Genomic DNA, 21,361 nt, shown 5'->3' on the forward strand with positions numbered 1-21,361 from the left:
CACCCAATACAAGAAACCCCGCTCACTCGAGCGGGGTTTTTTATTGCCTGAAATTCAGCCCTCACTGGAGGGCAAACGGGCACTATGGTGCTGTTTCCCGCCGTGTTTTCTGATACTCGCATTCATCATCCCAGCCAATATCGACGTGTTTGTGGCCTGTCTCTGCTCAATATCTATTCGAAGACCCGCGTTCTGGATATAAAAAGCACAGAATGTGATGCTTCTACCTTTCTTGTCATGCCTGCTCTGGTTTAATTCCCGGGTCCACATCGATGGACCAAGGAATCACAATAATTTGAGGAATGGACACATGTTCAAAAGAACAGTAACGATGATGCTGGCGGCGGGAACCCTGGTATTAGGCGGTTGCGCATCCAATGGTGGTGCAGAGCAGGCTGCGGCGGACAACAGCGACTTCGGCGGCAAGTCCATCTACCTGCGTGGTGAGATGAACGACTGGATGGCCACCGACGAAAGCAAGGTCGTCAAGGTTGCCGACAAGCTCTACATGGCCAAGGGGACGCTCAAGAAAGAGTGGGCTCCTTACAAGTTCAAGTTTGCCGACTCCGGCTGGAGTTGTGGCACCAACTTCGGTTACAAGAGCCCGAGCGATGGCGTTGCCGTGCTCGGCGGGGAACCTGTACCGGTCAACCCGTGCTCCAAGTATGAGGACATGAAGTTCTCGCCCGAGGCGGATGGCGTCTATGAGTTCTATCTGAATATGGCGGGTGAGACACCGAGCGTATACGTCAAGAAACCCTGAGATAGTCTCTCGCTTTAAATCTCTCGGAAATTGAACCGGTTAAATGCCCTGGCCCAGAAATCTACTGGCCGGGGCATTTTTTTAGGATAGAATCGGCGCCCTTACGACAGATAAATCACAATATATTGTGCTTTAAGTCCTTAAATTTACTACTGGTAGTATTTTTGTCACGATATTGTCCCATTCACAGGAGGTTGATTGACCATGGCTAAATCCATTCCGGTACTGGAGGGCGTCACCGCCAGCCGCCAGATCCCTCTGCAGGAGACGTCTCTCGAGATCTGGGACAGCAAGTATCGTCTCAAGAGCAAGGATGGCGCCCCCATCGACGGCTCCATCGACGAGACCTACCAGCGTGTCGCTCGCGCGCTGGCTGCGCAGGAGCGCGAACCCGACACCTGGTATGAACCCTTCCTGTGGGCCCTGCGCAATGGTGCCATTCCGGCGGGCCGTATCACCTCCAACGCCGGGGCGTTTGAGCACAAGCCGGCGACCTCCACCATCAACTGCACCGTCTCCGGCACCATTGAGGATTCGATGGACGATATCCTCGGCAAGGTGCACGAGGCGGGGCTGACCCTGAAGGCGGGTTGCGGCATCGGTTACGACTTCTCGACCCTGCGACCGCGCGGAGCCTTCGTCTCGGGAGCGGGGGCCTATACCTCCGGGCCGCTCTCCTTCATGGATATCTACGACAAGATGTGCTTTACCGTCTCCTCTGCCGGTGGCCGTCGTGGCGCCCAGATGGGCACCATGGATATCCGTCACCCCGATGTCGTCGAGTTCATCCAGGCCAAGCGGGAGGATGGTCGCCTGCGTCAATTCAACCTCTCCCTGCTCATCACGGAAGAGTTCGTCAGTGCGGTGAAGGAGGATGCCCCCTGGCAACTGATCTTCCCCTACACAGCCAAGGAGGTGGAGCAGGATGGCATCGCGCTGGATGACCCTGCGAGGGTGGTCTGGGCGGACTGGCCCAACAAGGAGGGTGTGGTGATCAACGAGCTGGGCCAGGTGGCCTGCAAGGTCTACAAGACCCTGCCCGCGCGCAAGCTGTGGAACGTCATCATGACCTCTACCTACGACTATGCGGAGCCCGGTTTCATCCTGATCGACAAGGTGAACCAGATGAACAACAACTGGTTCTGCGAAGAGATCCGTGCCACCAACCCCTGCGGTGAACAGCCTCTGCCGCCCTATGGGGCCTGCCTGCTGGGCTCGGTCAACCTGACCACCTTCGTGCGCGATCCCTTCACCGAGCAGGCCGCCTTCGACTGGCCCGCGTTTCGCAAGGTGGTGGCCATCTTCACCCGCATGCTCGACAACGTGGTGGAGATAAACCAGCTGCCGCTGGCCAAGCAGCGCGAGGAGATCACCGCCAAGCGTCGCCACGGCATGGGCTTCCTGGGGCTGGGCTCGACCCTCACCATGCTGCGCATCAAGTACGGCTCTGCGGCCTCCGTCGCCTTCACCGAACAGGTCTCCCAGGAGCTGGCGATGACCGGCTGGCAGGAGTCTCTGCGTCTGGCGAAGGAGAAGGGGCCGGCCCCCATCATGGAGCAGGAGTTCGAAGTCACCGGCAAGATGCTGCGTCTGCGCCCCGAAATGGCGGCAGATGGCATCAAGCTCGGCGACAAGGTGAAGGGCAAGGTGTTGCATGCCCGCTACAGCCGCTATATGCAGCAGGTGGCCGAGGTGGATCCCGCTCTGGTAGCCGAGCTGGCCGAGGTGGGCGGACGCTTCACCCACCACAGCAGCATAGCGCCGACCGGTACCATCTCCCTGTCGCTCGCCAACAACGCCAGCAACGGCATCGAGCCGAGCTTTGCCCACCACTACAGCCGCAATGTCATCAAACCGGGCAAGAAGAGCAAGGAGAGCGTGGATGTCTACTCCTTCGAGCTGCTGGCCTATCGCGAGCTGGTGAACCCGGCCGCCATGCCCTATGCCGAGGAGGAAGGTAGCCGCCTGCCGGATTACTTCATCACCGCGGACGACATCACGCCGACCGGGCACGTGGATATCCAGGCGGCGGCCCAGCGCTGGATTGACTCCTCCATCTCCAAGACCGCCAACGTGCCGACCGATTTTCCGTTCGAGCAGTTCAAGGATATCTACCTCTATGCCTCGGACTCCGGCCTAAAGGGCTGTACCACCTTCCGCTTCAACCCGGCCGCCTTCCAGGGCGTGCTGGTGAAGGAGAAGGATCTGGAGAACACCAGTTACGAGTTCACCCTGGAAGATGGCACCGTCATCACGGCGAAGGGGAACGAGGAGATCGAATACGATGGCGAGCTGCACACCGCCGCCAACCTCTATGACGCCTTGAAAGAAGGCTATTACGGCAAGTTCTGAGGACGAGACATGGTCAAGAAGATCGACAGAAAAATCGTCGCCTACAAGGTAAAAACCCGGGATGAGCCGCAAGATGCGCCGACGCCCCAGGATGACGTGGTGCACATGCATGAAACCGTGCTGCGCCCGGAACGGCTGATGGGCACCACCTACAAGCTGAAGACGCCGGAGCATGTCTCCGAGCACTCGCTGTTCATCACCATCAACGACATCATTCTCAACGAGGGCACGGTGCACGAGACCCGGCGCCCGTTCGAGATCTTCATCAACTCCAAGAGCCTGGAGCACTATCAGTGGATAGTGGCGCTGACCCGCATCATCTCGGCGGTGTTTCGCAAGGGAGGGGACGTCACCTTTCTGGTGGAGGAGTTGCGCTCCGTGTTCGATCCCAAGGGGGGGTACTGGAACAAGGGCAAGTACGTGCCTTCGCTCATCGCCGAAATTGGCAACGTGATCGAAACCCATCTCACCGAGATCGGCATGCTCAAGGTGCCCGGGCTGGACGAGCACCAGCAGGCGTTCCTGGCCGAGAAGCAGGCGCAATTGCAGGCACAGCAACAGGCAGAAGAACAGCCGGCGGGCAGCGGTTTCCCACCCAGTGCCGTGCTCTGCTACAAGTGCCACACCAAGGCGCTGGTGCAAAAGGATGGCTGCATGACCTGTCTCAATTGCGGGGATTCCAAGTGCGGTTGAGGGGCTGATTGCCACCAAAGGCCGGCGACATGCCGGCCTTTTCGTTGCTGATTTTATGTTCGAACGACGCCCATGATGGCAGCGATTTGTTGCGCACCGGTAAATTCGGGCGTAGCGTTGGGGGTAATAAAACTGTCACGGCCGTGTGGTTTCAATGACATCTGAGATTCACACACGTGGCACCTTCAGTGCCAAGGAGGATGCTTATGGACAACACGGACCGAAAGCTGTTTATCCTGGATACCAACGTTCTGCTTCACGAACCCCTCGCCATCTACTCCTTCAAAGAGCACGACGTGCTCATCCCCATGACGGTGCTCGAAGAGCTCGACAACATCAAGGATCGCCAGAAGGACGTCAGCCGTGATGCCCGCATCGCCATCCGTGCCCTGGAAGATGTGTTCCGCGATGCGACTCCGGAGCAGATAGTGCAAGGAGTGGCACTGGCCGGCGAGGCGAGCGGCCGTATCTCCATCTTCAGCGATCACCATCTGCCCCAGGATGCCGAGGTGTTCACCGACAAGGAGGCGGACAACCGCATCATCAACGCCGCCCTCTACCTGCAAAAGCACGAGATGAAGCGTCAGGTGGTGCTGGTCACCAAAGACATCAACATGCGCCTCAAGGCCAAGGGAGCAGGTCTTGCCCATGTGGAGGATTACCGCAGCGACCAGCTCATCGACGACATCCGCCTGCTCGCCAAGGGCTTCCAGGTGGTGCCCGGCAGCTTCTGGGAGCGGGTCGGTGAGTGCGACAGCGAAACCCATGGCCGCGATACGGTCCACGTCATCGATGCCAACCTGCTGGAGGGAGTCCACGTCAACCAGTACCTCCTGGACGAGGAGAACTTCTTTGCCGCGCGGGTGCTGAGCCACGACGGCAACAAGATCCGCCTGAAAGATCTCGGCCGCGAGCGGCTGATGTCCCGCAAGGCCTGGGGAGTGCATCCCAAGAACGTCTATCAGGGCATGGCGCTGGATGCCCTGCTGGATCCGCACATCGACCTGGTGATCCTGACCGGCCCGGCGGGCTGCGGCAAGACCCTGCTCGCCATGGCGGCGGCGCTGGAGCTGGTGATCGAGAAGGGGATCTACGAGAAGGTGATCGTCACCCGCAATACCCCGGAAATTGCCGAGAGCATCGGCTTCCTGCCCGGGACCGAAGAAGAGAAGATGATGCCCTGGCTGGCGGCGGTGACCGACACCCTGGAGGTGCTGCACAAGCAGGACGAGAACATGAGCGGGTCCCTCAGCTACATCATGGAGAAGGCCAACATCCAGTTCAAATCGGTCAACTTCATGCGCGGGCGCAGCATCCAGAACACCTTCGTGCTGCTGGATGAGTGCCAGAACCTGACCGCGTCCCAGATCAAGACCATCATCACCCGCTGCGGGGAGGGGACCAAGATCGTCTGCTCCGGCAACCTGGCTCAAATAGACTCCAACTACCTGAGCCCGGTGACCTCGGGGCTGACCTACATCGTCGAGCGGTTCAAGGATTTCGACGGCAGTGCCAACATCTTCCTGAACGGGGTGGTGCGCAGCCGGCTGGCTTCGTTTGCCGAGGAAAACCTCTGATTTGACGGGATCTCTGCATGAGAAAGGGGAAGCCGGACGGCTTCCCCTTTTTTGATCCCGCCTATCTCATGCCTCTTTCGGTCGGCCCAGGTCGCGCAGCAGCCCCGGGTGATCGCTGCTGTGCAGGATATCCGGCATGCCCTGCAAGGCTATGCGCCCCGCGTCGATGAAGAGCACCTGATCGGCGATGAGCTGGGCATCGTCCTGGGAACGACAGGGAGAGACCATCAGCTTGTCAGCCCTTCACTGTGGCGCCAGCGCGCGGCCCAGGTAGCGCAGCAGCCCGGGGTGATCGCTGCTGTGCAGAATATCCGGCTTGCCCTGCAAGGCGATGCGTCCCGCGTCGATGAAGAGCACCTGATCGGCGATGAGCTGGGCATCCTCGGGGTTGTGAGAGACCATCAGCACGGTGATGCCCTGCTCGCAGGCGAGGCGGGCGACCTCCGCCAGCATCTCCCGCCGCAGGGCCGGATCGAGGGCCGAGAAGGGCTCGTCCAGCAGCAGCAGCGGCCTGCCCCGCACCAGGGCGCGGGCCAGCCCCACCCGCTGCTGCTGGCCGCCGGAGAGCTGCTCCGGCAGGCGCGTCAGCATCTCCCCCAGGCCCACCTTGTCAGCGGCCTCCTGCACCAGCCTTTTCTGGGCCGGATTCAAGCGCAGGCCGGGATGCAGGCCGATGGCGATGTTGTCGAACACCGACAGGTGCAGGAAGAGGTTGTGATCCTGGAACAGGGTGGTGACCGGGCGCTCGGCGGGGCCCAGTGACAGCAGATCCTGGCCGTCGAAGGTGAGGGTGCCCGACTCCACCGGCACGAAGCCCGCGATCATGCCGAGCAGGGTGGACTTGCCGGCGCCGCTCGGACCGATGAGGGCGGTGATCTCCCCTTTGGGCAAGGTCGCACTGAAGGTCACCTGCCAGTCGGGATAACTGGTGACCAGTTCCTCAATTACCAGCATGTTTGGCTCCTGAATGTCGTTTTATAGAACAACAAGTAAGAAAAATTGATGAAAGGCAGCGTGAGTGACTGCCCCAAGGGGCGCCCCAGGGACGTGCCCAGCCGGATCCTGGGGGCGGGGAGGCGGCAATGCCGCCGGGGATCAGTGATCCACATGCCTGCCTCCCAGTCCCCGCTCCACCAGCCAGAACAGGGAGAAGCAGAGGGTGAGCAGCAGCAGGGCGGTGGCGGCCGCCTCGGTCAGCCGGTAGCTGCCGAGCTGCTGATAGAGCAGCCAGGGCAGGGTAGTGAGGGTCTGGCTGCCGAACATGGCGATGGCCCCGAGATCCCCTAGGGACAATATCATCGAGAGCGCCATGGCCAGGGCCAGCGGACGGCGCAGCAGGGGCCACTCCACCAGGCGCAGGCGATGCAGGCCGCGCACCCCCAGGCTGTCCGCCAGCCTATCGTACTGGCGCACCACCAGTTGCATGGGGGCCGAGAGAGTGCGCAGCACATAGGGCAGCGCCATCAGGGCGTTGACCAGCACCACCAGCCAGGGGCCCAGGGCAAAGACGTCGGTGAAGGGCATGAACAGGATGAAGAGGCCGGTGGAGAGCACCACCGCCGGGATCATCAGGATCATGGAGCCGCTGGCCTCCCACAGGGCGGCGGCCCGCCGTTTGCGATCCCGCACCCTCAGATGCCGGCTGGTGAGCAGCAGCCCGGCGCCGAGCAAAGTGGCCAGGGAGCCTGCCGCCAGGGCTATGCCCAGGGACTGCCCCCCTGCCTGCCACAGCCGGGGTGAGCCGAGCGCCGCCAGCAGACCGGGGTTGAACCCGGCGACCACGATGGCCAGCAGGGGCGGCAGGAAGATGGCGAGCCCCATGGTCAGGGCCAGGCCATCCACCAGAGCGCTGCCCTTCTGGTGTCTGTCGGGACGCAGGCAGGGGCGACGGCTGGTGAGGCGACTGGCCGGGGTGGTCTGCAGCTTGTGTTGCAGCAGGAGCAGGGCCAGGGTCAGCAGCAGTTGCACCAGGGCGAGCCCGCCAGCGGTGGCGAGATCGAAGTCAAAACGCAGCGCCTGGTAGACGGCCACCTCCAGTGTGGTGGACTTGGGGCCGCCCCCGAGCGCCAGCACTGTGGTGAAGCTGGTGAAGCAGAGCATGAAGATGAGGCTGGCGAGCCCCGGCAAGATGCCGCGGATGAGCGGCCACTCCAGCAGCCGGAAGATGTGGGAGGAGCGCATGCCGAGCTGGCTGGCGAGGCGCCAGGAGGACTCTGGGATGCTCTCTATGCTCTGCAGGATGAGGCGGGCGGCCAGCGGCATGTTGAAGAAGACATGGGCCAGCAGGATGCCGAACAGGCCGTAGAGGTAGTTGCCGGGATCCAGGCCCAGGCCGTGCAGCAGTTGCGGCAGCCAGCCCTGACGACCGTGCACCGCCACCATGCCGAAGATGGCGATGATGACCGGCAACACCAGGGAGAGGCCGAATAGCTTGAGCAGCAGGCGGCGTCCGGTGAAACGGCGTCGCGCCAGGGCTCTGGCCACCGGGATGGCAAGCCCCAGGCTCAGCAGGGTGGAGAGCAGTGCCTGCCAGAGGCTGAAACCCAGCACGTGGCGCAGGTAGGGATCGCCTAGCAGGGCGCGGGGGGAGAGGGCCCCCGCCTGCCACAACAGGGCGACCAGCGGCCCAATGGAGAGCAGCAGGATGACCAGGGTGGCTGCACTGCCGGGCAGCCACCAGAGGGTGCGACGACCTGAACTCACTGGGTGACGGCTTGCAGCCATTCGCGGATCCACCCCTTGCGGTCGGCGGCCACCTCGTCAGAGCTGAAGGTGAGTGGCTTAGCTACGGTGATCATCTGTTCGAACCCCTTGGGCAGCGCCACGTCTGTCACCGGATACATCCAGTTGCCGCCGGGGATCTCGTTCTGGAAGGCGGGGCTCACCATGAATTGCAGGAACTGGTCAGCCAGTTTGCCCTGTGTGGCGCCCTTGAGCTTGGCTGCTACTTCCACCTGGCGGTAGTGACCCTCCTCGAACGCGGCCGCCCGGTACTGGGGTTTGCTCTCGGCAATCAGGTGATAGGCGGGGGAGGTGGTGTAGGAGAGCACCATGTCCGCCTCGCCGTCGAGGAACATGCCGTAGGCCTCTGACCACCCCTTGGTGACGGTGACCGTCTTTTTGGCCAGTTGCGCCCAGGCGGTCGGTGCCTCATCCCCGTAGACCGACTTCATCCAGAGCATCAGGCCCTGACCCGGGGTGGAGGTGCGGGGATCCTGATAGATCACCTTGATATCGGGACGTGCCACCAGCTCCTTCAGGCTCTTGGGGGGCTGCTTGAGCTTGTTGCTGTCATAGACGAAGGCGAAGTAGCCGTAGTCATAGGGGACAAAGGTGTCGTCCTGCCAGCCACCCGGTACCTTGAGGCCATCGAGCCTGGTGGAATGGGGGGCGAACAGGCCGCTCTGCTTGGCTTCGCTGATGAGGGCATCGTCCAGCCCCAGCACCATGTCGGCCTTGCTGTGCTGGCCTTCTAGCCGCAGGCGGTTGAGGATGGCGACGCCATCCTCGAGGGGTACCAGATTGAGGGTGCAGCCGCACTCCTTCTCGAAGGCCTGCTTGATCTTGGGACCCGGCCCCCATTCGGCGGCGAAGGAGCCGTAGGTGTAGACGGTGAGGGTGTCGGCGGCAAACGCCTGGGCAGAGAGCAGGCTGGTGGCGATCAGCAGCAGGGTCTTCATCAATGGCACTCCTGTGGGTATCGGGGTGCTCATCAATGGCACCTCGCGTGTGGTGAGCGCCGGCGGATGAGGGCACAAAAAACGCGCGCCATGCCTCAAATTCCTCCGCCAGCATTATCTGGATCAGGTTCACGGGTATAATCTCAGCGGTAAACCGCACCCCGTTTGAGCAACGCATCGCATTGTATTGGCGTTCCTGGGGGGAGGCCAGCACTATGTTTCACGGGCCGCATCGTGCGAGCCACCACCAAGGAGGAAGTCCCCAGTGATCACCAGCACCAAGGAAAGACGTGCCTTCCAGCGCATGGTCATCAATGCCCCCGTCACCCTGTTCCAGCATCAGCAGGTGCTGGAGGGGGTCTGCCGGGATCTCAGCGCCAACGGCATGGGCGTCGAGGTGAACAAGCACGCGTTCGATCTGGCCCAGCCCATCCGGGTGAGCCTGGCGACCAGCAGCAATCTTCTGCCTCCCTTCGAGGCCCAGGCTCGCATCGTGCGGGTGCTGGAGGAAGAAGACGGCCTCCTGCTGGCGCTGGAGTTTCTCTCCCTCACCTGAGACCCGGGTGCCCGTCCTCCTCGAGACAGGCCAGCCATGGGCTGGCCTGTCTCATTTCCCCTCATCCTGCACCGGCTGCACGCTCAACTGACCGCTGTCGACCAGCGTCTTGCTGGTGGGGGCGAGCTGGCCCATGGGCAGCTGGGCCGGGCCGGTCGGCTCCATCAGGAGGTAGGTCTCCCCCGCCCGGCTCAAGGTGGCGTCTCCCGGTTTGGCTGGCAGGGCCACCCCCAGCAGGGCGTGTCCCGGCACGAACACCATGGCCTGCTTGAGATCGGGATACCCCTGGGCCAGCAGGGCGGCCATCAGGGTCACCTTGCTGTCGCAATCCCCCCGGTTCTGCTCCAGCACCTGGCGCGGGCTCAGAAACCCCTTGCCAGAGCGGCCCGACTGGCTGTCGAGCAGTTGATAGGGGATGGCCTGGATGAAGTCGAGCATGTGGGCCACCGTCTTCTGGCGCGCCTCGGTCTCGGTGGCCCCTTCCTGCTTGAGCTGCTCCATCAACGGGGCCAGTTCGTCCCGGCTCTCCAGGGCGATGCGCACATGATCCTGCTTGATGGCGGGAGCGCCGTCGGGGGCAGTGAAGGGCTGGAAGTAGTGCTGCGTGAGCCAGGCAGCCTCCAGTTTGGCCTGCTCGGGCTTGACCCATTGGGAGGCTTCCCGCGCCTTGTCGGCGTTGCGGCTCTTGATGCTGAGGCTCATCGCGGGGCGCACGAGGGAGAACTGCACCTCGGGGAACGCCAGGGGGGCCTGTTGCAGCAGGCTTTGCAGTACGTCTTCCTGCATCCTGGCCGGACGGTAAGCGATGAGAGGGGGCAGCTTGCCCGCCTCCAGCCGGTAGCTGAGCTGCTGCGCCTTGCCCTCCCTGTCCTGCCAGCCAACGTTGAGCTGACCGCCACTGTTGGTGAAAGAGGTCTGCCCGCCCAGGGCCGGGAGGCTGAGCAGCAGGCAGAGCAATGAAAGGGCGCCCCTTGCGGACATAGGTGTCTCCTGTCGGACATGCAGAGGTGGCGGGCTTTGTACAGCGACCCGACAATAAAACAGGGAGCCTCGGCTCCCTGTTGATTCTACTCGCTTTATTGTCGCAGGCTCGTCAAATCCAGCTTGGCTGCTTCGCCTCGAAGGCGCTGATGGCGGCCTCGTGCTGCAGGGTCAGACCGATGGCATCCAGCCCGTTGAGCAGACAGTAGCGACGGAACTCGTCGATTTCGAAGCCGAACGTGAGGCTGCCTGCACGCACCTGGTTGGCCTCCAGATCCACTTCGATCTCGATACCCGGCTGGGCGGCGACCAGCTGGAACAGGGCGTCGACCTCCTCCTCCTTCAGACGAACCGGCACCATGCCGTTGTTGATGGCGTTGCCGTAGAAGATGTCGGCAAAGCTCGGAGCGATCATGGTCTTGAAGCCGTAGTCCGCCAGCGCCCAGGGGGCGTGCTCGCGACTCGAGCCGCAACCGAAGTTTTCGCGGGCCAACAGGATGCTGGCACCGGCGAATTGCGGCTTGTTCAGCACGAACTCCGGGTTGGGCTGCTCCCCTGCATCGTCCAGGAAGCGCCAGTCGTGGAACAGGTGCTTGCCAAAGCCGATGCGGTTGACCTTCTGCAGGAACTGCTTGGGAATGATGGCGTCGGTGTCGACGTTGGCGCTGTCGAGGGGAACGACGATCCCTTTATGCTGTTTGAAACCTGTCATCATGTTCTCCTTGTCGTTACAGCGCACGAATGTCGGCGAAGCGGCCGGTGACGGCGGCGGCGGCGGCCATGGCCGGGCTCACCAGGTGGGTGCGACCGGCACGACCCTGACGCCCCTCGAAGTTGCGGTTGCTGGTGGAGGCGCAGCGCTCCCCCGGTTGCAGCCGGTCGTTGTTCATGGCCAGACACATGGAGCAGCCGGGCAAACGCCACTCAAAGCCTGCCTCGATGAAGATCTTGTCCAGCCCCTCGGCCTCGGCCTGGGCCTTCACCTGCTCGGAGCCCGGCACCACCAGGGCCTGTACCCCGGCGGCCACCTTGCGACCGCGGGCGATGGCGGCGGCAGCGCGCAGATCCTCGATGCGGCTGTTGGTGCACGAACCGATGAACACCTTGTCGATGGCCACGTCGGAGAGCTTCTGGCCCGGTTGCAGGTCCATGTAGGCGAGGGCCTTGCGGGCGGACTGCTGCTCCACCGGATCGGCGAAGGATTCCGGTGCAGGGATGGGCTCATTGACGGCAATCACCTGGCCCGGGTTGGTGCCCCAGGTCACTTGCGGGGCGATGTCGGCGGCGTTGAGCACCACTTCGGCGTCGAAGTGGGCACCTTCGTCGCTCTTGAGGGTCAGCCAGTAGGCGATGGCCTGTTCCAGCGCCTCCCCCTTGGGAGCGAACTCCTTGCCACGGATGTAGTCGATGGTGGTCTGGTCGGGGGCAATCATGCCCGCTTTGGCGCCGAGCTCGATGGCCATGTTGCACACCGTCATGCGCCCTTCCATGGTGAGCCCCTCGATGGCTTCACCGGCGAACTCCACCACGTAGCCGGTCCCGCCTGCATGACCCACCTTGCCGATGATGGCGAGCACCACGTCTTTGGCGCTGATACCTGCGGCCAGCTTGCCGTTGACAGAGATACGCATGGTCCTGGCACGGCCCTGTTTCAGGGTCTGGGTGGCCATCACGTGTTCCACTTCGGAGGTGCCGATACCGAATGCGAGCGACCCGAAGGCGCCGTGGGTGGCGGTGTGGGAGTCACCGCAGACGATGGTGGTGCCGGGCAATGTGATGCCGAGCTCGGGGCCCATCACGTGGACGATGCCCTGGTACTTGTGGTTCAAGTCATAGAGACGAACCCCGAACGCCTTGCAGTTGGCGGCGAGCGTCTCCATCTGGATGCGGGCCATCTCGCCGGAGGCGGCGATGTCCTTGGTGGTGGTGGAGACGTTGTGATCCATGGTGGCCCAGGTCAGATCCGGGCGACGCAGCTGGCGGTTCATGGCGCGCAGGCCGTCGAATGCCTGGGGGCTGGTCACTTCATGCACCAGGTGACGGTCGATGTAGATGAGAGGGGTTTCCCCTTCCACTTCCCGGACCACGTGGGCGTCGAACACTTTCTGATAGAGGGTCTTGGACATTGCTCGGTTTCCTTGTTATCGATGCCGTGGGATCAGATGCGCGCGGCGATCTGGCTGCCCATGTCGGCCGTGCTCTGCACCGGGTGCGTGGCGCTGGCCTGATGCAGGTCGGCGGTGAAATAGCCTTCTGCCAGGGTCTGGGCCACGGCCTGCTCGATGGCCTGGGCGGCGGCTTCCTGGCCGAGACTGTAACGCAGCATCAGGGCGGCGGAGAGGATCTGGGCGATGGGATTCGCAATCCCCTTGCCGGCGATATCCGGGGCCGAGCCACCGGCCGGCTCGAACAGGCCGAAGCCGGATTCGTTGAGGCTGGCTGAGGGGAGCAGGCCCATGGAGCCGGTGATCATGGCGCACTCGTCGGAGAGGATGTCACCGAACAGGTTGGAGCAGAGCAGCACGTCGAACTGGGACGGATCCTTGATGAGCTGCATGGTGGCGTTGTCGATGTACATGTGGTTCAGGGCCACGTCCGGGTAGGACTTGGCGACCTCGGTCACCACCTCGCGCCACAGGATGGAGGAGGCGAGCACGTTGGCCTTGTCGATGGAGGTGACCCTGGACTTGCGCACCCGGGCCGATTCAAACGCTATCTTGGCGATGCGCTCGATCTCGAAGCGGTGGTACACCTCGGTGTCGAAGGCCTTCTCGGTGGCGCCTTCCCCTTCACGCCCCTTGGGCTGGCCGAAATAGATGCCGCCGGTCAGCTCGCGCACGCAGGCGATGTCAAAACCGCGATCGGAGATGTCGGCACGCAGCGGGGAGAACTGCTCCAGACCGGTGTAGATGCGGGCCGGGCGCAGGTTGCAGAACAGTTTGAAGTGGGCACGCAGGGGCAGCAGGGCACCGCGCTCCGGCTGATCGTTGGGCGGCAGGTGCTCCCACTTGGGGCCACCCACCGACCCGAACAGCACCGCATCGGCCGCTTCGCAGCCTTTGATCGTGCTCTGGGGCAGCGGTGTGCCGTGGTTGTCGATGGCGATGCCGCCGACGTCGTGACGGTCATAGTCGAGGGAGAAGCCGAATTTGGTCTGCACCTTTTCCAGTACCTTGATGGCCTCTGCCATCACTTCCGGGCCAATGCCGTCACCCGGCAATACTGCGATCCGATAACTGCTCATACTCTCTCCGTCTTGATAGTGTGATTCCGTTTCATCCGGGAGGCCGGTCCGGGCCACTGCCCTGGCCCCGGTCCTCCCCATGTCATGCTGTCATCTTGTCCGGCGGCGGGCTCAGACGGTTTCCGATTTGATGGTGTGGTTGCGCTCCATCTGCTCGGCGACCTGGTCCGCGCGCCAGATGCTGTTGATCACGTGGACCAGGGCCTGGGCCGAGGATTCGATGATGTCAGTGGCCAGCCCCATGCCGTGGAACTTGCGCCCCTTGTACTCGGCGACGATGTCCACCTGGCCGAGGGCGTTCTTGCCCTCGCCCTTGCCCTTGAGTTCGTATTTATCGATGCGGATCTCGTAGCCGGTGATGCGGTTGATGCACTGGTAGACCGCATCCACCGGGCCGTTGCCGGTGGCGGCCTCGCACACCAGATCCTGGCCTACCTTGAGCTTGACCGAGGCGGTGGCGAGCACCGAGCTGCCGCTCTGCACGCCGAGGTACTCCAGCTTGAAGTGCTCGGGCTCCTCGTGGATCTGGCTGAAGAAGGCGAGGGCCTCCAGGTCGTAGTCGAACACCTGGCCCTTCTTGTCGGCCAGGGTGAGGAACTTGGCGTAGAGATCGTCGAGGTCGTAGCTGCTCTCGGCGTAGCCCATGGACTCCATCCGGTGCTTGATGACGTGGCGGCCGGAGCGGGAGGTCATGTTGAGGTTGTTCTGGGTGAGACCGATGCTCTCGGGGGTGATGATTTCATAGGTGTTCTTCGCCTTGAGCACGCCATCCTGATGGATGCCTGAGCTGTGGGAGAAGGCGTTGGCGCCGACGATGGCCTTGTTGGGCTGCACCGGCATGTTGCAGATTTGACTGACGAGGGTGCTGGTGCGGTGGATCTCGCTGTGGCGGATGTTGGTGTGTACCCCGAGCAGGTCGGCGCGGGTTTTCAGGATCATCGCGACCTCTTCCAGAGAGCAGTTGCCAGCACGCTCGCCGATGCCGTTGATGGTGCACTCGATCTGGCGGGCCCCCATCTGCACGGCACTGATGGAGTTGGCCACCGAGAGGCCCAGATCGTCGTGGCAGTGCACCGAGATGATGGCCTTGTCGATGTTGGGTACCCGGTTGAACAGGGTGTGGATGATGCCGGAGAATTCGGTCGGCACCGTGTAGCCCACGGTGTCAGGAATGTTGATGGTGCGGGCGCCGGCCTTGATGGCGGCTTCCACCATGCGGCACAGGTTGTCTATCGGGGTGCGGCCCGCATCTTCGCAGGAGAACTCCACGTCATCGGTGTAGCGCAAGGCGTGCTTGATGGCACCGACCCCCATCTCCAGCACGTCTTCGAAGCTCTTTTTCAGCTTGCTCTCCACGTGGATGGACGAGGTGGAGATGAAGGTATGGATGCGAAACGCCTCTGCCACTTTCAAGGCTTCGCCGGCGGCATCGATGTCTTTTTGCAGGGCGCGAGCCAGGGCGCAGACCCGGCTGTTCTTGATGTGGCGGGCGATGGTCTGAACCGATTGAAAATCGCCGGGGGAGGAGACGGGGAAACCCACTTCCATGATATCGACACCGAGCCGCTCCAGCGCCTGGGCGATCTGCAGCTTCTCCTTGACCGTCAAGCTGGCCGACAGCGCCTGCTCACCATCACGCAAGGTGGTGTCGAATATGATGACCCGATCTGACATGTGACTTCCCTCTTCCTAAGTTCGCTGCGTGCATCCTGCATGGCATAAAAAAACCCGTGCGGGGTGCACGGGTTTCTGTAAATTCCGGCTATGCCTTAGCCCGGCTACAAGGATCCCGCGCGAGGAGTCGCGATTAGGGAGAGCAGTAGTAGCGGAGCGGCAATACGCATGATGTCTCAATCCTTCCAGTCGATAACGCTACTACCAATAACGAGATTTTTATGCTGTGTCAACCGGAATGGACAGGTTCAATCCACTGGTTTATTTAATCGGATTGTAAAGGAGTGCAAATTCTCTTGTCCCATATTCGGTTCATGCCTGATTATCTGGTCATTCCTGCTGTACTCGATCACCCGCACAATCAGATCGACTTATCAGCCCTTGCTGAATTATCTGAGGTATTCCATGGAAAAACGCAGACCTGGCCGTCCAGTCGGACGTTCCGACATTCGTGACAAGCTGCTTGCCGCCGCACGCGAACGTTTTCTCAACACCCCCTACAGCAAGGTGACGACCCGCGAGATTGCCGAGCTGGCAGGCTCCAATCTGGCGATGATCCACTACTACTTCGGCAGCAAGGAAGGCCTCTACAAGGCGGTGCTGGGGGATGTGGCCGAGCCCCTCGAGCAAGCCTGGCACGACGAGAGCAGCAACCGCAGCCTGACCGATCTGCTCAATACCTACTATCAGGTGATGGCGCCCAACAGCGAGCTGACCTCCGCCATCTCCAGCGCATTGTCCACTGAAAAGAGCCCGGGGCGTGATTTTGTGCTGAGCCGCCTGCTGGATCGCCAACTTCCCCAGTTCGATGCCCTGCTCGAATCCATGCGCTCCAACGGCCAGCTGGCGGACAACCTGGACCCCGAGATGCTGAAGATCTCCTTCCTCAGCATGATGTGGCAGCCTTTCGTGATGAAGGATCTCTACGAACAGGTGTTTGGTCTGACGGTGGACGAGCACTTCATGAGCCGCCTCGCGGCCCACAACTGCCGCCTGATGGAAAACGGCCTGCGCGGTGCCCTGAACTGACTTTTTCGGGATGACGGATGAAAAAGGGCCCCTGGGCCCTTTTTTTCATCAATCTGTTATCTGGGCGTCAACGAAGTGTCATGCCGCCCTCCTAGTCTGCACTCAGGATGCAAGGGAGGGCCGTGATGAACAAGATCCAGCAATGGGACCTGCGGGTGTGCCGTGTCTGCCTGCTCCACCCCTACAATCAGCCGCAGGCCAGGATAAGCCGGCTTGTCTCCCGTACCGGTGACGGCCCCCTCTATGCCGTGGCGGCCTGCCTGCTCTGGTGGCAGGGGAGCGCCGGGCAGGAGGCGGTCAGGGTGGCGCTCTGGGCGTTTGCCCTCGAGTTGCCGCTCTACCTGCTGCTCAAGAATGCTCTCAAACGCCAGCGCCCGGCAGGGCTGCCTGTCTTCATCACCCCGTCGGATCGTTACAGCCTGCCCTCGGGCCATACCGCGGCCGCCTTTCTGATGGCGACCGTACTGGCCGCCAGTTTCCCGCTCTGGGCACCGCTGCTGTTTGTCTGGGCCGCGCTGGTGGGCGCCTCCCGCCTGCTGCTCGGGGTGCATTATCTGAGCGATCTGGTGGCCGGGGCGCTGCTTGGCGGTGGTTGCGCCCTCTGGGCGCTGGGTTGGAGCCAGGGATGAGGATACTGTTCGGCGTTCAGGGGACCGGCAACGGCCACATCAGTCGCAGCCGGACCCTGGCGCGCGCATTGAAGAGCAGGGGCGTGGCGGTGGACTATCTGTTCAGCGGGCGCGCCGCCGACGGCTACTTCGAGATGGGGGAGTTCGGGGATTATCGCACCTTCCCCGGTATCACTTTCGCCAGCCATCAGGGGCGCATCTCGGGCTGGCGCACCCTCAAGGGACTCTCTCCCCTGCGTTTCTGGCAAGATCTGCGTGCCCTCGATTGTCGCGAGTACGATCTGGTCATCAGCGACTTCGAGCCGCTCAGTGCCCATGCTGCTCGCCGCTGGGGCAAACCCAGCCTCACCATCAGCCATCAGGCGAGCTTCGACTGGCCGATCCCGCGCTGGGGAGAGAGCGGCTTCAACCGCCAGCTGATGCGCCATTTTGCGCCGGTACGCCAGTCCCTGGGGCTGCACTGGTTCCATTTCGGCCAGCCCCTGCTGCCTCCCATCGTCGATCCCCTCGAGCCGGTGCCGGACAACCAGCAGATCCTGGTCTATCTGCCATTCGAGCAGACAGAGACGATCGCGGCCCTGTTGTCGCGTTTCAGCACGCAGTCGTTCATCTGCTTCCATCCCGAGGTGCGCAAGCGTAGCGAGTGGCGCAACATCCGCTTTGAACCTCAGGCCAGAGAGGGGTTCAAGCTGGCGCTGGCCGGTTGTCGCGGGGTCATCAGCAATGCGGGATTCGAGCTTGCCTCCGAGGCGCTCTCCCTTGGCAAGAAGCTGCTGGTCAAACCCCTGGGTGGCCAGTTCGAGCAGTTGACCAACGGCAGGACCCTGGAGCTGATGGGGCTGGCCCAGTTGATGGACAGCCTGGATGCCAATGCGGTGCGAAGCTGGCTGGAGGCCCCTTCTCCTGGCAGGGTACGCTATCCCGATGTGGCAGGAGAGCTGGCCGACTGGTTGTTGGCCGGGGCCGGGGAGGAGGTGGGGGCGCTCTCCCGCCGCCTCTGGGGCAGGACTCTCTTTCCGGAGGAGGTGTGTGACAGCCTGGGGGAGCTTGCCAGCCGTACCGGCCAGGAGCGTCCCTGGTTATCCCAACTCAGCGCCTTTGACTAAACTGAGTCGATCCCACCACGGAGAGGACGGACACCATGCGCTTTACCAATGAAAACGGCGACACCATGACCCTGGCAGACAATCTCACCCTGCATGAGCTGCTCGACATGGGTGTCAGCATCTCGGTCTGCGAAGAGACGGATCCGGATCAGCAGATCTGGCTGGCAGAACCCGAAGACGAGCAGTGAAACCAGCCAGTTTTTGACGGCCCACCCCCTCGGGGTGGGCCGTTTATTTTGTTCCTGACCGACGCGGGCAGCATGATCCGCTGGTTGTTCCCCCCAGGGCCCCTCTTTGTTGCCCGTCTGGTGGCCAAGTCACTGAATGTTAATAGCTGTTTGAAATTTATGACTGTTATGGCCAGACAAAGCCGTGGACAAGCGTTCACGGGCGGGTTAAGTTGGTTTTTCACCCGCTTTTCGGGTGAATGATGGAAAACCCCTATTTTTCTACTATCGACGGCTCCGAACTCGCCTGATCTGCCTGCAGACAACAACAAGACTCGGATCGGCGCTGCCGGGAAGCAGCGGACTGTCGATAGCTTTCGCTTAACGGAGCAAAGCCTGGAGGGCTTTATCATGGAGATGTTATCAGGCGCCCAGATGGTGGTTAGAGCGCTGGAAGATCAGGGAGTGGAACACGTTTTCGGCTACCCTGGTGGCTCAGTGCTCGACATCTATGACGCTCTCTTCGAAAACGGCAAGATGGAGCATGTCCTGGTGCGGCATGAGCAGGCCGCAGTGCACATGGCGGACGGTTACGCCCGCTCCACCGGCAAGGTGGGCACTGTGCTGGTGACCTCGGGTCCCGGCGCCACCAACTGCATCACGGGGATCGCCACCGCCTACATGGATTCCATTCCCCTGGTGATCCTGTCCGGCCAGGTGCCGACCAGCATGATCGGGGAGGATGCGTTCCAGGAGACCGACATGATCGGCATCTCCCGCCCGGTGGTGAAGCACAGCTTCCTGTGCAAGAAAGCCAGCGACATTCCCGAGGCCATCAAGAAGGCCTATTACATTGCCGCCAGTGGCCGCCCGGGGCCCGTGGTGGTGGATCTGCCCAAAGACGTGCAGAATCCGAAAGAGAAGTTCCCCTATCAGTATCCCGAGTCCGTTTCCCTGCGCTCCTACAATCCGACCAAGGCCGGACACAAGGGCCAGATCAAGCGGGCTGCCAAGCTGCTGACCGAGGCGAGCCGCCCGGTCATGTACGTGGGTGGCGGCGCCATCAACGCCAATGCTGATCACCTGGTGACCAAGCTGGCGGAGCTGCTGAACCTGCCGGTGACTACCACGCTCATGGGGCTGGGCGCCTTCTCCGGCACCCATCCGCAATTCATCGGCATGCTCGGCATGCACGGCACCTTCGAAGCGAACAAGAGCATGCACAACGCGGATCTCATCTTCGCCGTGGGTGCCCGCTTCGATGATCGCGTGACCAACAATGTCAGCAAGTTCTGCCCCAACGCCACCATAGTCCACATCGACATCGACCCCACCTCCATCTCCAAGACGGTACAGGCCCATGTGCCCATCGTCGGCTCGGTGGAAACCGTGCTGGAACAGATGCTGGAAGTGATCCGCGAGTGCGGTTTTGACAACGACAAGCAGGCGCTGGCGGACTGGTGGGAGCAGATCAACCAGTGGCGCTCCCGCAACTGCCTGGCCTACGAGACCCATCCCACGCTGATCAAGCCGCAGCAGGTCATCGAGACTCTCTACAAGGTGACCAAGGGGGAGGCGTTCGTCGCCTCCGACGTGGGTCAGCACCAGATGTTTGCCGCTCTCTACTACCCGTTTGCCAAGCCGCGCCAGTGGATCAACTCTGGCGGTCTCGGCACCATGGGCTTTGGCATTCCCGCCGCCATGGGGGCCCAGTTTGCCAACCCGGAAGCCGTGGTCTGCTGTGTCACCGGCGACGGCTCGGTGCAGATGAACATCCAGGAGCTCTCTACCTGCATGCAGTACGGGGTGCCCATCAAGATCATCTCCATCAACAACCGTGCGCTGGGGATGGTCAAGCAGTGGCAGAAGATGTTCTACGGTGGCCGCCACAGCCACTCCTACATGGAATCCCTGCCTGATTTCGTCAAGCTGGCGGAAGCCTATGGCCACGTCGGCATCGCGGTGAGCGATCCGGCGGAGCTGGAGAGCGCCATGGAGAAGGCCTTTGCCATGAAGGACAGACTGGTGTTCATGGACATCTCGGTCGATCCGGACGAGCACGTCTATCCGATGCAGATCAAATTTGGTGCCATGGACGAGATGTGGCTGAGCAAGACGGAGAGAACCTGATGAGACATATAATTTCCGTTCTGCTGGAGAACGAATCCGGCGCCCTGAGCCGTGTGGTAGGCCTCTTCTCCCAGCGCGGCTACAACATCGAGACCCTGACGGTGGCCCCCACCGAGGATCCCACCCTGTCCCGCATGACCATCGTCACCATGGGGGATGAACGGGTGCTGGAGCAGATCCAGAAGCAGCTGCACAAGCTGGTGGACGTGCTCAAGGTGTGCGATCTCAGCGAAGGGGAGCACATCGAGCGGGAGATCGCGCTGGTCAAGGCGCGCGCCGCCGGTGGTGCCCGTGACGAACTGAAGCGGCTGGCGGACATCTTCCGTGGCCAGATCGTCGACGTCACCCCCGAGCTCTACACGGTGCAGCTCGTCGGGACCAGCGAAAAGCTGGACGCCTTCATCAAGACGGCTGCCCAGACCAACGAGATCATCGAAGTGGTGCGCTCCGGTGTCTGTGGCATCTCCCGGGCGGACAAATCCCTGCGTCCCTGATGTGGCCGGATGTGAAAATAGCTGTTCAAGGGCTCTTCGGAGCCCTTTTTCGTGTCTGGCAGCGTTGCGGGCAAGTGGGGGCGCCGGTAGGGATGCTGGCCACAGCATCAGGAGGTTATCGAGGGGGTGAAAGAGAAGGGGGAAGGGAGGGGCTTCACCTGTCATTTTCTTTCAAATGATCGGTAAACTATCCACAAAAGCTGTGGAAAACTCTGTAGATTAGCGGTGTGTCTGGCGTTAGTCGCATGATCTTAAAGGGATATTTCAATTTGATCCTGGCTGGATC

The 21,361-nt window shown here is 62.0% G+C and carries 20 protein-coding genes and 1 riboswitch; of the genes, 11 read left to right on the forward strand and 9 right to left on the reverse strand.

All coding sequences use genetic code 11. The features are described from left to right. Positions 1-310: 310 nt before the first annotated feature. The 4 genes from AB5Y68_RS13295 to AB5Y68_RS13310 all read left to right on the forward strand — a co-directional run bounded on the left by AB5Y68_RS13295 (position 311) and on the right by AB5Y68_RS13310 (position 5,385). Positions 311-763, forward strand: a complete 453-nt coding sequence (locus tag AB5Y68_RS13295) for a pullulanase (protein ID WP_029313820.1) — start codon at positions 311-313, stop codon at positions 761-763. A 204-nt stretch (positions 764-967) separates the two neighbouring features. Then, a complete protein-coding gene (locus tag AB5Y68_RS13300) occupies positions 968-3,115 on the forward strand; it encodes an adenosylcobalamin-dependent ribonucleoside-diphosphate reductase (RefSeq protein ID WP_010673143.1) in 2,148 nt (715 codons plus the stop codon). A gap of 9 nt (positions 3,116-3,124) precedes the next feature. Continuing rightward, entirely contained in the window at positions 3,125-3,808 is a 684-nt protein-coding gene (locus AB5Y68_RS13305; protein ID WP_039041186.1) for an NrdJb, read from the forward strand. A gap of 206 nt (positions 3,809-4,014) precedes the next feature. After that, the gene (locus AB5Y68_RS13310; RefSeq protein ID WP_010673145.1) at positions 4,015-5,385 is read left to right on the forward strand and encodes a PhoH family protein; all 1,371 of its coding nucleotides are present in this window, start codon (positions 4,015-4,017) and stop codon (positions 5,383-5,385) included. A gap of 66 nt (positions 5,386-5,451) precedes the next feature. Here AB5Y68_RS13310 and AB5Y68_RS13315 read toward each other — a convergent pair whose 3' ends face one another. The 4 genes from AB5Y68_RS13315 to thiB form a co-directional block, all read right to left on the reverse strand. Then, a complete protein-coding gene (locus tag AB5Y68_RS13315; RefSeq protein WP_200886035.1) occupies positions 5,452-5,613 on the reverse strand; it encodes a hypothetical protein in 162 nt (53 codons plus the stop codon). A 15-nt stretch (positions 5,614-5,628) separates the two neighbouring features. Further along, positions 5,629-6,339, reverse strand: a complete 711-nt coding sequence (gene thiQ / locus AB5Y68_RS13320; protein ID WP_039041185.1) for a thiamine ABC transporter ATP-binding protein — start codon at positions 6,337-6,339, stop codon at positions 5,629-5,631. A gap of 141 nt (positions 6,340-6,480) precedes the next feature. Beyond that, entirely contained in the window at positions 6,481-8,109 is a 1,629-nt protein-coding gene (gene thiP, locus AB5Y68_RS13325) for a thiamine/thiamine pyrophosphate ABC transporter permease (protein WP_042016674.1), read from the reverse strand. Beyond that, positions 8,085-9,065, reverse strand: coding sequence for a thiamine ABC transporter substrate binding subunit (gene thiB, locus AB5Y68_RS13330; RefSeq protein ID WP_039041183.1), 981 nt, complete (start codon positions 9,063-9,065; stop codon positions 8,085-8,087). The genes thiP and thiB overlap by 25 nt, the downstream gene beginning before the upstream one ends. Positions 9,066-9,148: 83 nt before the next feature. Next, positions 9,149-9,239, reverse strand: a riboswitch (TPP riboswitch). A 91-nt stretch (positions 9,240-9,330) separates the two neighbouring features. On the opposite strand from thiB, the gene AB5Y68_RS13335 reads away from it, so the two are divergent. Continuing rightward, on the forward strand, positions 9,331-9,621 hold the full coding sequence (locus tag AB5Y68_RS13335; protein ID WP_039041182.1) for a PilZ domain-containing protein: 291 nt from the start codon (positions 9,331-9,333) through the stop codon (positions 9,619-9,621). A gap of 51 nt (positions 9,622-9,672) precedes the next feature. Here the strand turns inward: AB5Y68_RS13335 and AB5Y68_RS13340 are convergent, their stop codons facing one another. The 5 genes from AB5Y68_RS13340 to leuA form a co-directional block, all read right to left on the reverse strand. Next, positions 9,673-10,602, reverse strand: coding sequence for a hypothetical protein (locus tag AB5Y68_RS13340; RefSeq protein ID WP_039041181.1), 930 nt, complete (start codon positions 10,600-10,602; stop codon positions 9,673-9,675). 112 nt (positions 10,603-10,714) lie between these two features. Then, positions 10,715-11,314 (reverse strand): 3-isopropylmalate dehydratase small subunit, encoded by a 600-nt coding sequence (gene leuD, locus AB5Y68_RS13345; protein WP_039041180.1) that lies wholly within the window; start codon positions 11,312-11,314, stop codon positions 10,715-10,717. A gap of 16 nt (positions 11,315-11,330) precedes the next feature. After that, positions 11,331-12,728: a 3-isopropylmalate dehydratase large subunit gene (leuC, locus tag AB5Y68_RS13350; RefSeq protein WP_039041179.1), complete on the reverse strand. Its 1,398-nt coding sequence runs from the start codon at positions 12,726-12,728 to the stop codon at positions 11,331-11,333. A gap of 32 nt (positions 12,729-12,760) precedes the next feature. After that, on the reverse strand, positions 12,761-13,846 hold the full coding sequence (leuB, locus tag AB5Y68_RS13355) for a 3-isopropylmalate dehydrogenase (RefSeq protein WP_039041178.1): 1,086 nt from the start codon (positions 13,844-13,846) through the stop codon (positions 12,761-12,763). 111 nt (positions 13,847-13,957) lie between these two features. Next, a complete protein-coding gene (gene leuA / locus AB5Y68_RS13360; RefSeq protein WP_010673154.1) occupies positions 13,958-15,520 on the reverse strand; it encodes a 2-isopropylmalate synthase in 1,563 nt (520 codons plus the stop codon). A 405-nt stretch (positions 15,521-15,925) separates the two neighbouring features. Here leuA and AB5Y68_RS13365 point away from each other — a divergent pair, with 405 nt between their 5' ends. The 6 genes from AB5Y68_RS13365 (at position 15,926) to ilvN (ending at position 21,075) form a co-directional block, all read left to right on the forward strand. Next, positions 15,926-16,549 (forward strand): TetR/AcrR family transcriptional regulator, encoded by a 624-nt coding sequence (locus AB5Y68_RS13365; RefSeq protein ID WP_010673155.1) that lies wholly within the window; start codon positions 15,926-15,928, stop codon positions 16,547-16,549. A gap of 125 nt (positions 16,550-16,674) precedes the next feature. Next, positions 16,675-17,178: a phosphatase PAP2 family protein gene (locus AB5Y68_RS13370; RefSeq protein ID WP_039041177.1), complete on the forward strand. Its 504-nt coding sequence runs from the start codon at positions 16,675-16,677 to the stop codon at positions 17,176-17,178. Further along, positions 17,175-18,284 carry an MJ1255/VC2487 family glycosyltransferase gene (locus tag AB5Y68_RS13375; protein ID WP_029313827.1) on the forward strand — a complete coding sequence of 370 codons (1,110 nt, stop codon included), beginning with the start codon at positions 17,175-17,177 and terminating at the stop codon, positions 18,282-18,284. The genes AB5Y68_RS13370 and AB5Y68_RS13375 overlap by 4 nt, the downstream gene beginning before the upstream one ends. Before the next feature lie 35 nt (positions 18,285-18,319). Further along, positions 18,320-18,472: a hypothetical protein gene (locus AB5Y68_RS13380; RefSeq protein WP_010673158.1), complete on the forward strand. Its 153-nt coding sequence runs from the start codon at positions 18,320-18,322 to the stop codon at positions 18,470-18,472. Between the two features lie 390 nt (positions 18,473-18,862). Further along, positions 18,863-20,581, forward strand: coding sequence for an acetolactate synthase 3 large subunit (locus tag AB5Y68_RS13385; RefSeq protein WP_039041176.1), 1,719 nt, complete (start codon positions 18,863-18,865; stop codon positions 20,579-20,581). Further along, positions 20,581-21,075: an acetolactate synthase small subunit gene (ilvN, locus tag AB5Y68_RS13390; RefSeq protein WP_010673160.1), complete on the forward strand. Its 495-nt coding sequence runs from the start codon at positions 20,581-20,583 to the stop codon at positions 21,073-21,075. The genes AB5Y68_RS13385 and ilvN overlap by 1 nt, the downstream gene beginning before the upstream one ends. Positions 21,076-21,361 lie beyond the last annotated feature (286 nt).

This window comes from Aeromonas sp. R6-1, assembly GCF_040908165.1.
Lineage (GTDB): Bacteria > Pseudomonadota > Gammaproteobacteria > Enterobacterales > Aeromonadaceae > Aeromonas > Aeromonas caviae.

Bases quoted from the DNA above. Each gene is read 5' to 3' on its own strand.
- ilvN (WP_010673160.1), top strand. From the start codon at position 20,581: ATGAGACATATAATTTCCGTTCTGCTGGAGAACGAATCCGGCGCCCTG.
- AB5Y68_RS13375 (WP_029313827.1), top strand. From the start codon at position 17,175: ATGAGGATACTGTTCGGCGTTCAGGGGACCGGCAACGGCCACATCAGT.
- AB5Y68_RS13340 (WP_039041181.1), bottom strand. From the start codon at position 10,602: ATGTCCGCAAGGGGCGCCCTTTCATTGCTCTGCCTGCTGCTCAGCCTC.
- leuC (WP_039041179.1), bottom strand. From the start codon at position 12,728: ATGTCCAAGACCCTCTATCAGAAAGTGTTCGACGCCCACGTGGTCCGG.
- thiQ (WP_039041185.1), bottom strand. From the start codon at position 6,339: ATGCTGGTAATTGAGGAACTGGTCACCAGTTATCCCGACTGGCAGGTG.
- leuD (WP_039041180.1), bottom strand. From the start codon at position 11,314: ATGACAGGTTTCAAACAGCATAAAGGGATCGTCGTTCCCCTCGACAGC.
- AB5Y68_RS13370 (WP_039041177.1), top strand. From the start codon at position 16,675: ATGAACAAGATCCAGCAATGGGACCTGCGGGTGTGCCGTGTCTGCCTG.
- leuA (WP_010673154.1), bottom strand. From the start codon at position 15,520: ATGTCAGATCGGGTCATCATATTCGACACCACCTTGCGTGATGGTGAG.
- AB5Y68_RS13295 (WP_029313820.1), top strand. From the start codon at position 311: ATGTTCAAAAGAACAGTAACGATGATGCTGGCGGCGGGAACCCTGGTA.
- AB5Y68_RS13300 (WP_010673143.1), top strand. From the start codon at position 968: ATGGCTAAATCCATTCCGGTACTGGAGGGCGTCACCGCCAGCCGCCAG.
- AB5Y68_RS13380 (WP_010673158.1), top strand. From the start codon at position 18,320: ATGCGCTTTACCAATGAAAACGGCGACACCATGACCCTGGCAGACAAT.
- AB5Y68_RS13385 (WP_039041176.1), top strand. From the start codon at position 18,863: ATGGAGATGTTATCAGGCGCCCAGATGGTGGTTAGAGCGCTGGAAGAT.
- leuB (WP_039041178.1), bottom strand. From the start codon at position 13,846: ATGAGCAGTTATCGGATCGCAGTATTGCCGGGTGACGGCATTGGCCCG.
- thiP (WP_042016674.1), bottom strand. From the start codon at position 8,109: ATGGCTGCAAGCCGTCACCCAGTGAGTTCAGGTCGTCGCACCCTCTGG.
- thiB (WP_039041183.1), bottom strand. From the start codon at position 9,065: ATGAAGACCCTGCTGCTGATCGCCACCAGCCTGCTCTCTGCCCAGGCG.
- AB5Y68_RS13305 (WP_039041186.1), top strand. From the start codon at position 3,125: ATGGTCAAGAAGATCGACAGAAAAATCGTCGCCTACAAGGTAAAAACC.
- AB5Y68_RS13365 (WP_010673155.1), top strand. From the start codon at position 15,926: ATGGAAAAACGCAGACCTGGCCGTCCAGTCGGACGTTCCGACATTCGT.
- AB5Y68_RS13310 (WP_010673145.1), top strand. From the start codon at position 4,015: ATGGACAACACGGACCGAAAGCTGTTTATCCTGGATACCAACGTTCTG.
- AB5Y68_RS13315 (WP_200886035.1), bottom strand. From the start codon at position 5,613: ATGGTCTCTCCCTGTCGTTCCCAGGACGATGCCCAGCTCATCGCCGAT.